We start from the raw sequence: 14,025 nt of genomic DNA, 5'->3' as shown, positions 1-14,025 counted from the left end.
TATTAATATGGTTGGATAATTTAAAGCAGCATAACTTATTTTAAATAAGTTATGCTGCTTTTTTTTTAATATCCTGCAAACGAATCACTTAAAAATATTACACGTTAAATCTTACAAAAAACACACGGATATCCATTTTTTTAATTTTCAATCGAAATATTTTGTAATTTTACATTTCCCTAACTACCAAACCAATTATTTTGATAATTGTGATTTATTGATCCCTAAGATAAATCAAGAACTAATTTATAGCATGGAAATATCCAGAAACATTGATTATACGCTTTTAAAAGCGACATCAACTGAACGTGACATTATAGACTTTTGTCACGAAGCCATTACCAACAACTTTTACGCTGTTTGCTTAAATAGTTGTTACGTTGCTTTGGCAAAACAACTTCTAAAAAACACAGATATCAAGATAGCCACAGTTGTTGGATTTCCTTTGGGAGCCATGTCAACCGAAGCTAAAATTTTTGAAGCAAAAAAAGCCATAGACGATGGTGCCGACGAAATTGAAACTGTGATTAATCTAGGTCTTCTAAAAAGCCATAATTACGTATCGGTTTTACGGGATTTAAATGATTTAAAATTAGCCATTGGAGATACGCCCTTGAAAGTCATTATCGAAATTTCAGAATTGAGCAAAAATGAAATTGTAAAGGCTTGTGAAATCTGCACTGATGCAAACGTAGATTACGTAAAAACATCTAGTGGATTTTCTAAAAGAGGAGCTACACTAACAGCCATTAAAATCATTAAAAAAACACTAAAAAACAAGGCTAAAATTCAAGCTTCTGGAAGTATTAATAATTCAGAAATTGCCTTAAAATATCTTGAAACTGGTGTTCACAGAATAAGTTACGAGGCGAAAATGAAAAAGACCAAATCCGCCAGAAAATTTGTGTAATATCATTTCACAATATCCAAGCGCTAAAACATTAAAATTAAATTAATTGTTAATACCTTTGATGTATAGCAGATTTCAATACAAACCTGTTTAATACATGAAACACCTTAGCAGTTATATAGACCATACCAATTTAAAGGCTAGCGCTACAAAAGAAGATATTATTACGCTTTGTGAAGAGGCAAAAAAATACAAATTTCAAACCGTTTGTATTAACAGTTGCTATATAAAATTAGCTAAAATTTTACTAAAAGATTCGCCTGTAAAAATTTGTACGGTTATTGGTTTTCCGCTAGGTGCTATGAGCACTGCCAGTAAAGTTTACGAAACAAGACAGTCGCTTTTTGATGGTGCCGATGAAATTGACATGGTAATTAATATTGGCTATTTAAAAAGCAAGGAATTTACAGCGGTAAAAAACGATATTAAGTCTGTTAAAAACTGTTTACCGAATAATATTTTAAAAGTTATTTTAGAAACCTGCTATTTAGACGAATCTGAAATTATTAAAGCGAGCGAACTTGCTATTGAAGCAGGTGCAGATTACCTAAAAACTTCGACTGGTTTTGGCACTGCTGGTGCTACTCTAGCCCATGTTAAACTCATGAAACATATTGCTAACAACCAATGCAAAATAAAAGCTTCAGGAGGCATAAAAGATTTTAAAACCGCCATCGAATATATTCATGCAGGTGCCGATCGATTAGGAACATCTTCTGGCATTTCCATTGTTACCGGAAAAAAGGCTAACTCAGATAAAAACTATTAAGTTATGAGTGTACACATTGAAGCTAAACCAGGTGAAATTGCCGAAACCATATTATTGCCGGGAGATCCTTTACGAGCGAAATGGATTTCTGAAACATTTTTAGAAGCAGCCGTTTGTTTTAATACCATTAGAGGCATGCTTGGTTATACAGGCCTTTATAACGGCAAACGAGTATCTGTAATGGGAACAGGTATGGGCGTGCCTTCAATTTCAATTTATGCCCACGAATTAATTACAGAATATCAAGTAAAAAATTTAATTCGCGTGGGAAGTGCAGGATCTTATCAACCCCATGTTAAAATAAGAGATATTGTACTTGCTATGGCAGCTTCTTCAAATTCTGGAGTTAATGAGCTGCGTTTTAATGGAGCAAATTATGCGCCCACTGCAAACTTTGAATTATTCCAAAAAGCAGTCGACATTGCAAAATCTAAAAATATTTCTATTAAAGCCGGAAATGTGTTTACTTCGGATGCATTTTATGAAGATGATTTAGAATCTTATAAAAAATGGTCGGAATTTGGGGTGCTTTGTGTTGAAATGGAAACAGCCGGATTATACTCCGTTGCTGCCAAACATAGTGTAAATGCCTTAGCTATTTTAACCATATCCGATTCGCTGGTTACTAAAGAGCAAACCACCAGCAAAGAACGAGAAACTACCTTTAAGGAAATGATTCAAATTGCCTTAGAATTGGCTTAAATCAATTTAAATTGCACCTTCTTACCAACATATTTTTGAGATAAAATATTTATCGCATGTTCTGTTAATTGTAAAACCCTGGGATAGCCACCAGTAGTTTGGCAGTCTCGCATTAAAATAATAAGATTTCCAGCAGGTGTTAATTGAACCGTTCCTGGCAAAACAAGCGAGGTAATAATGGGCTTTAAATTATTTTTAATAGGCTCTTCTAACTGATAAGCCATTCTGTTATTATTCTTTGAAATTGAAAACTCAAAACTCGAAATGATTTTCTTTTGATCGTCTGAAAGTAAATCGAACTCGGGCCCTTTAAAAACTTCTATGTATTTTGAATTAAAATGATTTTTAGGAAATTTAATTGAAGCATGGCTATGAATTTTATCAGTCAAAACTTCAGTGTAATCTAATGTATCATTTTTAGACAAGATAACTCTGCTGGTAATGTTTGAATACATACTTTGACTATTCATTACTATTTCAGCATTAAAACCGCCTAAAACAGCTAAATAACACCTGAAGCCTTCCTGTAAAGTTGAAAATGACAACACATCCCCTGCTTCAATATGCAATGCTTTATTTAATTTAACTGGGTGGTCATTAATTTTGGGATTCAAGTTAGCTCCAGAAATACAAATAAGGGTTCGTTTTGTAAATTCTAAAGTCGGCCCCGCCATGGTTATTTCTAAAACACCCGATGCTTTATCGTTTCCTAAAATACTATTCGCAAAGGCTGCCGATAATCGATCCATAACACCCGAATTTGGTACGCCAAATTCTTGGCAACCAAATCGGCCAAAGTCTTGTACCGACGTATAAAACCCGCCTTTAATAACTTTAAGCATCTATCACCTCGCTTTCTATCTGATAGACGTCTGCTTCAACCAATAATTTAATATCATTATAATTATCTATTGAAACCGACTTGAATTTTATTTTGTCTCCAGCCTTGGCAAAACAAGGCTTTTCTAAATTCGGATTAAAAAAAGAGATGGGTGTATTTCCAATTATATTCCAACCTCCAGGACTCTCGGTTGGATACACGCCTGTTTGATTACCCCCAATGGCTACCGCACCTTGTTCTATTTTTAATCTGGGTGATGCTTTTCGAGGTGTATTTAAAATTTCATTTAAGCCTCCCAAGTATAAAAAACCGGGTAAAAATCCAATAAAATAAACCGTATAAATGGCTTCGGTATGCAATTTAATAACATCGGCTGTTGGTATGTTTTTCTCTTGCGATAAGCTTTCTAAATCCAAACCAAAAACAGCATCATAACATACAGGTATCGTCCATAAAAAACGCTCTAATTTCTGGTTTGCAACGGAACTGTTGTAAATGTTTTTTAATTCAGAAATGTATTCATTGAAATTGAAAATATAATTATTATAAGTTACTAATATTGAATTATATGCGTGTTTTACTTCAATAACTTGTTCAATTAAAACAGCTTGCAGTTTTTCTTTAAAATTAAGCACATCCTCTAAAATATTTTCATTAATTTCATGAGGCCATTCTATTAAAATTGAGCATTCTCCAAATGGTTTATATGTTAATTTAAAAGTCATAAATTAGCTTACAAAAATATGTTTTGTCTCTAAATGCATTCTAAGATATTTTATCAATTCAACAGCATTTGGATTATCGCCATGGATGCAAAACGTTTCAGCTTCAATATGCTTATAAGTTCCTGAAATAGTTTTTACTGCTTTATAGTTTACTACACTCAAAACATGATTAAACATGCGATTTGAATCATGTATAACAGCATCTTTCTGTGTTCTGGAAACCAAAGTTAAATCGTCATTATAATTCCTATCTGCAAAGGCTTCATAAACGATTTCAATATTATTTGTAATGGCAAAATCGGCTATAACAGACTTAAAAGGCACATACAACCTGACAGGAAAATCAAACGATTTTACAACATCAACAACAACTTGAGCGGTATTTTTGTTTACTGCGGCCAAGTTGTACAAAGCACCATGAAGTTTAATGTGATTTAGGGGTACTTGCTCATTATCTAAAATTCCCAATAGAGCCTCAATTTGTTGTTTAATAGATACAAACAAGTCGGCGTTAGACATTTCAATAGTATGTCTGCCAAAATGTTCTTTATCTGGAAATGAAGGGTGTGCTCCTACTTTAACATCATACCGTTTTGCTAAGTTAACAACCTCTTGCATGGTTTGTAAATCTCCCGCATGTCCACCACAGGCAATATTACAAGAAGTAATAAAAGGCATTAAAAGAGCTTCATTACCAACGCCTTCACCTAAATCTACATTAATATCGATGGTTGTATTTTTCACTAAAAAATATTTAGTTTTAGCACATTATTAAGGGTTACCAAAGAAAGTAAAATACTAATCCCTAATATAATAAAGGCAAATATATTTTGAAATAAATTATTTTTAAATTCGCCTAAAATTGTTTTTTTATTGACTACCCAAATTAAAAAACCAGCAATTAATGGTAATAACATTCCGTTGGCAATTTGAGCAAATTGTATAACGGTTATAGGTTTAATTCCTAGAGAAGAAAATAAAACCCCCATAATAATTATAAACATCCAGACCATTTTAAACTGTTTGTTTTTTAAATGGGCTTTCCAACCCAAACAACCACAGGCTACGTAAGCAGCTGCCAACGGTGCCGTAATGGCGCTTGTAATACCTGCTGCAAATAAGCCAATGGCTAAAAAATATTTTGCAAAACTTCCAAAAAGCGGCTCTAACCCTATTGCTAAATCTGAAGCATTAGTCACATTTTCTGTTGTAATAAACGTTGCAGAAATAATAATACACATAGATACGATGCCTCCTAAAACAACAGCTATAAACGTGTCTTTATTAACCAATTTTAAATCGTTTGGGTTTTGCCATTTTTCCTTTACCAACGAGGCATGTAAAAACAAATTATAGGGCACTACAGTGGTGCCTATTAAAGCCATAATAGTTAATAAACTTTGTGAGGGTATGCTTGGAATAAACATACCTTTTAAAATTGAATAAATATCTGGTTTTATTATAAAAACGGTAATAATAAAGGCTAAACTCATGAGTATAACCATAGATACTAAAACTTTTTCCAGAACCTTATAATTTCCAATATACAACAGTGTAATAGCTAAAAAACCTATTAAAACATTAAAGCCTTTAATTGAAAAGTTTCCCAATTGAAACGTCGGATTAGTAATAAGGGTTTCTAAGCCCAACACACCACCTGTAATGTTACCAGCTTCATAAGCTGCGTTACCAATAACAATTGCTGATAAAATTAAGGTTATGGCAAATATTTTGATAAAAGGTGTTTTAATTTCGTCTCTTATAATTTCCGAAAGTCCTTTTTGAGATATTAAACCTAATCTTGCAGACATCCCTTGCAAAACAACAGTGGCAATAATAGATAACACCATCGCCCACAATAAAGCATAGCCAAAATTAGCACCAGCCAAGGTACATACAGTAACAGTACCAGGACCAATAAATGCTGCTGCAATTAAAGGTCCTGGTCCTATATTTTTGAAAATATTTTTCAAAATGATTTAAATTACTTTTTAAGTTGACTTAATAAAATCTCAACGGCTTTTTTAAGTTGACTATCGGAAGCTTTCGCTTTGTCGTCCGGATTATTATAAACAATAACATCTGGTACTGCGGGTCCTAATTCCATATTTTTTTCTGTACTTTTTACGTACCAGCCTCTAAAAGGCATTCTAACAAAAGACCCATCAATTAATCGAGTGGCTCCCGTTGAAATTACGGCTCCAAATGTTGGAACACCCACTAAGGTACCAATTCCTAACGACTTATAAGCATGAGAAAATATTTCGGCATTCGAATAACTGGTTTCATTACATAAAGCAATAGACGGTTTAGTCCATGCAGCTAAAGGTAATCGCTCGCTATAAGGATAATGATCTTTAAATTTTGTGTGATCTCTTTCCAAGTTGTTGGTTGCCCCTCGCGGAACCGTATAAGCATGTTGTTTCACGGTTAAAACAGCCATAAGATAATCTGTAGTCCAACCACCACCGTTAAAACGAACATCAATAACAATACCCTCTTTACCCAATCCGGCTGCTGTTAATTCCCTTTCAAAGGTTTCAAAACTTGTCCAATCCATACCTTGAATATGAATATACCCTAATTTTCCTCCCGAGTATTTCTCTGTTAATTGTTTTTGTTCTTTAACCCAAGCATAATAATTCTCGTTTCTATTGCTTGTTTGTGGGCGAATAAAAACTTCTTTACTCGCTCCATTAGAGGTAACACTTAAATAAATTTTATCATTTGCAGTACCTTCAAACAAACTATAAACATTTGTGTTCGCAGATAATTCCACACCATTCACTGCGGTAATAATATCTCCTGTATTCAACTTACTTACCTCTCTATCTGCAGGCATATCTGAAGTAACAGCTGTAACAACCAACGAACCATTAGATTGTGGTTTTAGCTCCACCCCTAACAAACCTGTTCTTTCTGCTTGTAAATCTTCACGATTTTCGCCACCATTTAATCCCATGTGACTGGCATTAATTTGCCCTAACATGAGGTTGAAAATATATTGAAAATCGTCTCTGGTAGAAGCTTTTAATGCCAATGGTTTGTATTTTTCTTTTAATTTTCCCCAATCCTGACCATGAAAATTAGGGTCGTAAAAACCATCATTGATAGCCTTCCATGCTTCTTCAAAAATTTGATTAGTTTCTGTAATATAATCAACATCCATTTTAGCTGCTACAGGTAGTGATTCCATTTTATCTCCAGCTAAATTCAATTTGTTTAAAGTACCCGATTTGGTTAAATACAAATGCGAATAATCTTTAGTCTGACTAATGTTTGATGGTCTTGAATTTCCAGATGTAATCTCTTTTTTATCCTTGCCATTCCACTTAATTTTATATAAATCGGAATTCATTTCGGCATCGGTTCTAGAGACATTTCCGGTAACATAATAAATAGTTTCACCATCTTTTGTTACACCACAAGCCAACTCGCCACCTATAAAATTGGTTACCTGTACTTGTCTTTCGTAGATGTTATCAAAATCGATGGTTATAGGTTCTACAGCATCCTTTTTCTTATCATCTTTTTTATCAGATTTTTTATCTTTTGATTTGTTTTCTTCTGAAGCTTCTTCCTCCCAATCTTGAGGCGTTTTTTGCCAATCTTTTTTGTTTAACCAAACAAACCATACATCGAAATCGCCATTACTTCGGTCTGAAGAAAAAATTAATTTTTTCCCGTCTGGACTCCAAATAGCACCTCGATCTTGTTTTGGATGCATAGAAACATTAACGGGTTTCATCGAATTATCTGCCTTATGAATATAAATCTCATCATTAAATTCTAAATCTGGCAAACCATAAGATAACCAAATAGAATCTGGCGACCAGGCAATGTTAGATGGCGAGCTCCAGCCGTTTAGCAAAACCTTTTCATTCGATAATTTATCGCCATTAATAGAAGCTACAACCAATTCGCCACGTCCGCGTTGATACGCAATTAAATTACCATCTGGAGAGATAACCGGATCGGTTTCATTTTCACTGGTTTTGGTTAACCTAATAACTTTATGTTTTAATGTTTTAAACAGATTAGATTCTTTGGGATCGTCTGATTTTAAAAGATAAAAATCGTACTGTCCGTCTCGGTCTGAAACAAAAAGCAAGGTAGAATCGTTAACCCATGTTGGCATTCTATCTCTGTATGCCGACGTGCTCACATTAACCGTTTTTCTTCTATCTTTATCATTTTCAGTTAAAAATATTTCGCCTCTAATTTCTAAAGCACTGTATTTTCCATTTGCAGAAACTGCTACAGAATTAATTCCAGAGCTATACTGTTTATGCACGATTGGATCGAATCTATAATCGGACCCGATATTAATTTTAACTTCTTTTAATGATGCTGTAGCTATATTATACATATAAACCTCATCACCTGAAACTGCAATTAAATCGTTGCCATTTTTGCTTAAATTAAATGAGAATAAACCAAATTTATTTAAAGATGTAACCTGACTCACCGAACCTATTTTCGCGCCAGAATCGTTTATGCTAAGTTTATGAACATTGTATTTTCCACTACGAGAAGATTGAAAATAAATGGTATTGTTATTTGCCCATTTCGGACTAAAATCGTTACCATCGTAGGTAGTTAACTGCGTGTAGCTATCTTTTTTAATATCGTATAACCAAATATCGCGTTGTGCTGGTCCGCGGTACGCCTCACGTGCAATTCGGCAGCTTCCTTTTGTAAAAGCTATAAATTTTCCGTTTGGAGATAAGGTTGCATCGAACCCTAAGGAACTTAAAAATCGATAAGGCGTTCCTCCTTTTTCGTTAACTATAAACACTTCCGATTCTCGTTCCACTTGTGCAAAATCACGTCTAGTAGAAAATAAAATATCGCCATTATCGGTATAATCGGTAATATAATCGCCTGCAGAATGATACGTTAGGCGTTTAGGCAAACCACCTTGAAAAGGCACTAAAAATATGTCTGAATTTCCAAACCGATTACTTTCAAACGCAATGGTTTTTCCATCTTTACTCCACATCGGGTTTGTATCGTATCCCTCGTGAATGGTGATGCGTTTGGCATTACTGCCATCGGCATTAGCTGTCCAGATATCGCCTTGGTAATTAAAGGCTATTAATTTTCCGTCGGGACTAACGGCAGGTGAATGTATTAGAGGATTTTGTGCAAATCCGTTTGTAAAGGATAAAAATAGACTAAGAAATAGCAGTCGTAATGTTAATTTCATTATAGCTTTTTTTTTGGTTTAGGCGATAAAAATAAGTTTTATAGACATCTTAACCAGAAAATTAAAAATAATTTAACAAAAACAAGCTTTTATTGAAAATAACAAAATTAACCTAACCAACCATCTCTATCCAGACTTCTGTATTGAATGGCTTCACTAATATGAGCGCCTTGAATTTCAGCAGACCCTTCTAAATCTGCAATGGTTCTCGAAACTTTTAAAATTCTATCGTAAGCTCGAGCCGACAAGTTTAAACGTTCCATGGCTGTTTTTAGCAATGCTTTTGAAGCTTCATCTAATTGGCAATATTTACGAATTTGTTTGGTGTTCATTTGAGCATTATAATGTACCGCTTCAGAATCTTTAAATCGTTCGGTTTGGATATCTCTGGCTTTTATAACACGCTGTCTTATTTCAATAGAAGTTTCACTTTTTCGTTCTTCTGAAAGTTTTTCAAAAGGTACGGGTGTTACTTCAATATGTATATCAATTCTATCTAATAAAGGACCAGAAATTTTACTTAAATACCGCTGCATTTCTGCAGGACTGGAAGTTACTGGAGCATTGGGATCGTTAAAATAGCCTCCTGGACTGGGGTTCATACTCGCCACAAGCATAAAACTGCTCGGGTAGGTTACCGTGAACTTCGCTCTCGAAATGGTAACTTCCCGATCTTCGAGCGGCTGGCGCATCACCTCGAGAACTTCGCGTTTAAATTCGGGCAATTCATCTAAAAACAAAACACCATTATGGCTTAATGAAATTTCACCTGGTTGCGGATAGCTACCACCACCAACCAATGCCACATTTGATATGGTATGGTGCGGACTTCTAAACGGTCGCTGTGCCATGAGTCCCGTATCTTTTACTTTGCCAACTACAGAATGTATTTTTGTTGTTTCTAGCGCCTCATGAAGTGTCATGGGTGGCAATATGCTTGGCAAACGCTTGGCGAGCATTGTTTTTCCTGCACCAGGCGGACCAATTAAAATAATGTTATGCCCACCAGCAGCAGCAATTTCCATGCATCTTTTAATACCTTCCTGTCCTTTAACATCGCTAAAATCGAATTCAGGAAAATCTAAATTTTTATTAAACTCTTCTCTGATATTTAAAATCGTTTGTTCTAAAGGCGCATTTTTATCAAAATAATCAATAACCTGTTTAATATTTTCTACACCATAAACCTCCAGATTATCCACAATAGCGGCTTCTTTTGCGTTTTGAATAGGTAAAATAAATCCTTTAAAGCCTTCTTGTCTGGCTTTAACAGCAATAGGTAAAGCGCCTTTGATGGGTTGCAAACTTCCATCTAAAGACAACTCACCCATTATTAAATATTGTTCTAAATTGTCTGCTTTTATCTGTTTTGAAGCTGCCAGAATACCAATAGCTAAAGATAAATCGTAAGCACTTCCCTCCTTTCTTAAATCGGCAGGCGCCATATTAATGGTTATTTTCTTTCCGGGAATTTTATAACCATTGTTTTGTAAAGCAGCAGCAATTCTGTAATTACTCTCTTTAATAGCATTATCTGGCAAACCTACTAAATGATACCCTATACCAGAATCGACATTCACCTCGACTGTAATGGTTGTCGCATCTACACCAAAAACAGCACTCCCATAAATTTTTTTAAGCATGTGTAATATTTTACCGCTTTAAAAGTAAGAAAATAGTTTTTTAAAAAGAGGAATATTCTATATATAAAAAAGAACCCTCATAAATAGGGTTCTTTTAAACACTTTAAAAAAATTATCACTACTTAAATAATTACTTATTGGATTTCTGTAATGTATACCTTTTAAGTACTCCTTTTAAACGTTATTTAGGTTAAATAAACATGCCAATTTAAACCATACATCACTATTACAGCACGATAAATTATAATATAAGAATGTCGATAAGATTTTTCATTTGTTAGTAACTCTATTTTAATAAACCTATCATTTGGAGTAAATTTGTTATAAAGTAAATAACAAAAATTTAACAGTATTGGTTTTATTTCGTTTAGAGTTAAATAACAGCTCAAACAAAATTGTTATTTACTATGTTTATAACTTATATCTATTAGAAAAAATATTTTTATAGTTTTTGGTTATTTTAGCATAACTATATCTGATAAATATAATAGCCTTACCAAGGGTGCTTTGGATGATAAATTGTAAAACTAAATACGTATATAAAAATGTATGAAGTATATAAATAAAGAAATGCTGCAAGTTCTAATGAACTTTGCAGCATTCATATTTTACTTATTGAAAATTATTGGCATTTTTTCGTCGAACTGGCAATAAATTCAATATTTAAAATTTAAGAAGAAACTTTATTTAAAAAGTTTCACCTCATTCCCCCGCTATTATTAGTGGGGGTATTTTTATAAAAACAAATATATAAGTATATATTTAAAATTCAATGCTTTTTAACAGATATAAAAATATATTTTTTAGTTTTTTCCTATTTAAAATAATAAAAATTCATCTCCAATTCAACGTTTTAAGGTTTTAATATGAATATATTATTATTGAATAAATCAAAAATTGATTTTTATATTTCTGCTCATTAATTTTAACTTGTATTTGTTTCATAATTTACTATCACAAGAAATTAATCTTTAACAGTAGTAAAAGAGGAATATTCTATATATAAAAAAAAGAACCCTCATAAATAGGGTTCTTTTAAACACTTTAAAAAAATTATGACTACTTAAATAATTACTTACTGTTTTAATTTAAAAATTTAGGTTTTAAAACTAACATAGCCCAAGCCCAGTTTTGAACACTATCGGCATCGGCTTCGGCTATACCTTTTAATTCATACATACCATCGGCAGGGAACAATTGAGAATACCCTAAAACTAGACTATAACCTTTAAATTTCTTAGAGTACACTAAATCTAATTCGGTTCCTAACGATTTTTCACCACTTGCTAATGCTTGTTCTCCACTAAAGTTTAAGGCTTTAACCATCAAGTTAGACGATTCGTTTAGTTTAAAGTTTGCACTTACATGAACATCAAACAAACCAATAGAATTGGCATGATTTCCAACATAGAAGTAATCCATAAGACCGTTAAATTTATGGTTTGTTCCATATAAAGGAAAGAACGCACCCGTTTCGCCAGCACCGGCATCGTTGCCACTAATAATTTCTAAACCAGCACCCAAACCAACTTTAGACGATGCTTTATACGTTAGATCTAACCCTAATAAATAAGCTCCTTTAACTTTAACAGACCCTTGACGCTCGCCCGTTTGTAAAAACGCATTAGCAGCAATACCAAAGCTTCCTGCTTTATAATCTAAATGCGTTCCTAAGGTTTGAAGATTGCTAGTACCATCTGGTGCACTTGCAGTATCAAAGTTTTGAAAACCATTGTTTAATAATAATAAACTACCTGAAAATTTATTCCAAGATTGTTTCAAGTACACATACTGCATGGTTTTGTAAGTAAAAAAGCCTGTGGTATTATATCCCGTTCCTGTATTAACAAAACCCGTAGGATCTGAGTAATCCTGACTAAAAGCCAAACCTAAGTCTGCTATAAATTTACCTTTGTTGTATTTTAATAAAGCGGCATCATGATTACGCCCTTGTTGTGCCCAATCTAAGCCACCAAAAATACGCTCATCATCATAAGAAATAACCTGACGTCCTAGCTTTGTTGAAAATCCTTTTCCTAAACTAATATCGGCCCAAGCTTCAAAAACAGCAAAAGAGTTGTTTTGGTCGTAAGGTAAAATTTGTCTGTTTTCACCCCAAACCATAACATCCTGTAGGCTTAAATAAAAGTTATAAGCATCGGTTTTAAAACCTGCATTTAAACGCGCTCTGGCCGATATACCAAACCCTGCATCGGCATCATCTGCAATTAAGCTACCAAAACCATGACGGTATTCTGCTCTCGGACGAAATTCACCATCTAAAGTAAATTGCGCTTGTGCCAATTGTAAGCACCCTAATAATAGGCCTAAAATAAGGTATTGTTTTTTCATTTTTTTTTGATTTTAAGTTTATTGATTTGTGTTAGTTTCTGTTTAATGTTCTAAAAAGTCTATAAGATGCTTTCTATATTTATAATAATCGTCGTGTTCTAAAACGGCTTTTCGAGTTCTGGGTCTTTCAAATTCAATATTTAAAACATCCCCAATTTTGGCCTTAGGCCCGCTAGTCATCATAACCACTCGATCTGCTAAAAAAATGGCTTCATCAACATCGTGCGTTATCATAACCGCTGTTATTTTTTCCTTATTCCATATTTCAATAAGAATATCTTGCAGTTCGCCTCGCGTTAAAGAATCTAACATTCCAAAAGGCTCATCTAGTAATAATACTTTGGGTTTAATGGCGAATGCTCTGGCAATTCCAACACGCTGTTGCATCCCTTGAGATAACTCAGACGCCTTCTTATTAAAAGCATCTTCCAGCCCTACCTTTTGTAAATAGTATTTAGCAATATCGTTGCGCTGTGCTTTGGTGGCATGCGGAAACACTTGGTTAACACCTAACAAAACGTTTTGTAAAGACGTCATCCAGGGCATTAAACTGGGCGCTTGAAAAATAACCCCTCTGTCGGGACCCGGTCCTTTTATATGATTTCCTAAAACCGATATAGAACCGCCAGAAATTTCATTTAACCCAGCAATCATAGAAAGCATGGTTGTTTTACCGCAACCCGAATGCCCAATAATGGTAACAAACTCCTCTTTCATTATTTGAAGATTCAAGTCTTCAAGTACCACATAATCGCCTTTTGGTGTTGGATATACTTTTATAAGATGTTTCAAATCCAGCATAACTTCCGGCGGAAAAGCAATACCATTTTCCGTAATTATATCGGTGTGTATTATATCTGTGTTCATGTGTTTA

General features: G+C 33.8%; 11 protein-coding genes. 3 read left to right on the top strand and 8 right to left on the bottom strand.

Features of this window, described 5'->3' with window-relative positions:
• Positions 1–253: 253 nt before the first annotated feature.
• The 3 genes from deoC (AW14_RS10810) (at position 254) to deoD (ending at position 2,381) form a co-directional block, all read left to right on the top strand.
• Positions 254–910, top strand: a complete 657-nt coding sequence (gene deoC / locus AW14_RS10810) for a deoxyribose-phosphate aldolase (protein ID WP_044638817.1) — start codon at positions 254–256, stop codon at positions 908–910.
• 97 nt (positions 911–1,007) lie between these two features.
• Positions 1,008–1,679 carry a deoxyribose-phosphate aldolase gene (gene deoC / locus AW14_RS10805; RefSeq protein ID WP_044638816.1) on the top strand — a complete coding sequence of 224 codons (672 nt, stop codon included), beginning with the start codon at positions 1,008–1,010 and terminating at the stop codon, positions 1,677–1,679.
• A gap of 3 nt (positions 1,680–1,682) precedes the next feature.
• Positions 1,683–2,381, top strand: a complete 699-nt coding sequence (gene deoD / locus AW14_RS10800) for a purine-nucleoside phosphorylase (protein WP_044638815.1) — start codon at positions 1,683–1,685, stop codon at positions 2,379–2,381.
• Here deoD and AW14_RS10795 read toward each other — a convergent pair.
• The 8 genes from AW14_RS10795 to AW14_RS10760 all read right to left on the bottom strand — a co-directional run bounded on the left by AW14_RS10795 (position 2,378) and on the right by AW14_RS10760 (position 14,018).
• Positions 2,378–3,223 (bottom strand): 5-oxoprolinase subunit C family protein, encoded by an 846-nt coding sequence (locus AW14_RS10795; RefSeq protein ID WP_044638814.1) that lies wholly within the window; start codon positions 3,221–3,223, stop codon positions 2,378–2,380. The two genes, deoD and AW14_RS10795, sit on opposite strands and share 4 nt — an antisense overlap.
• Positions 3,216–3,947: a 5-oxoprolinase subunit PxpB gene (gene pxpB, locus AW14_RS10790; RefSeq protein ID WP_044638813.1), complete on the bottom strand. Its 732-nt coding sequence runs from the start codon at positions 3,945–3,947 to the stop codon at positions 3,216–3,218. The genes AW14_RS10795 and pxpB overlap by 8 nt, the downstream gene beginning before the upstream one ends.
• 3 nt (positions 3,948–3,950) lie before the next feature.
• Positions 3,951–4,691 carry a 5-oxoprolinase subunit PxpA gene (pxpA, locus tag AW14_RS10785; RefSeq protein ID WP_052647485.1) on the bottom strand — a complete coding sequence of 247 codons (741 nt, stop codon included), beginning with the start codon at positions 4,689–4,691 and terminating at the stop codon, positions 3,951–3,953.
• Positions 4,691–5,923: an Nramp family divalent metal transporter gene (locus AW14_RS10780; protein WP_044638812.1), complete on the bottom strand. Its 1,233-nt coding sequence runs from the start codon at positions 5,921–5,923 to the stop codon at positions 4,691–4,693. The genes pxpA and AW14_RS10780 overlap by 1 nt, the downstream gene beginning before the upstream one ends.
• An 8-nt stretch (positions 5,924–5,931) precedes the next feature.
• The gene (locus tag AW14_RS10775) at positions 5,932–9,156 is read right to left on the bottom strand and encodes a S41 family peptidase (protein ID WP_052647484.1); all 3,225 of its coding nucleotides are present in this window, start codon (positions 9,154–9,156) and stop codon (positions 5,932–5,934) included.
• Positions 9,157–9,263: 107 nt separating this feature from the next.
• Positions 9,264–10,799: a YifB family Mg chelatase-like AAA ATPase gene (locus tag AW14_RS10770; protein ID WP_044638811.1), complete on the bottom strand. Its 1,536-nt coding sequence runs from the start codon at positions 10,797–10,799 to the stop codon at positions 9,264–9,266.
• Positions 10,800–11,882: 1,083 nt separating this feature from the next.
• Positions 11,883–13,151 carry an alginate export family protein gene (locus AW14_RS10765; RefSeq protein ID WP_044638810.1) on the bottom strand — a complete coding sequence of 423 codons (1,269 nt, stop codon included), beginning with the start codon at positions 13,149–13,151 and terminating at the stop codon, positions 11,883–11,885.
• A 42-nt stretch (positions 13,152–13,193) separates the two neighbouring features.
• The gene (locus AW14_RS10760) at positions 13,194–14,018 is read right to left on the bottom strand and encodes an ABC transporter ATP-binding protein (protein WP_044638809.1); all 825 of its coding nucleotides are present in this window, start codon (positions 14,016–14,018) and stop codon (positions 13,194–13,196) included.
• Positions 14,019–14,025: the final 7 nt, after the last annotated feature.

Source organism: Siansivirga zeaxanthinifaciens CC-SAMT-1 (assembly GCF_000941055.1).
In the GTDB taxonomy this organism is placed as follows: domain Bacteria; phylum Bacteroidota; class Bacteroidia; order Flavobacteriales; family Flavobacteriaceae; genus Siansivirga; species Siansivirga zeaxanthinifaciens.
This window is presented reverse-complemented; position numbering and strand designations above follow the sequence as displayed.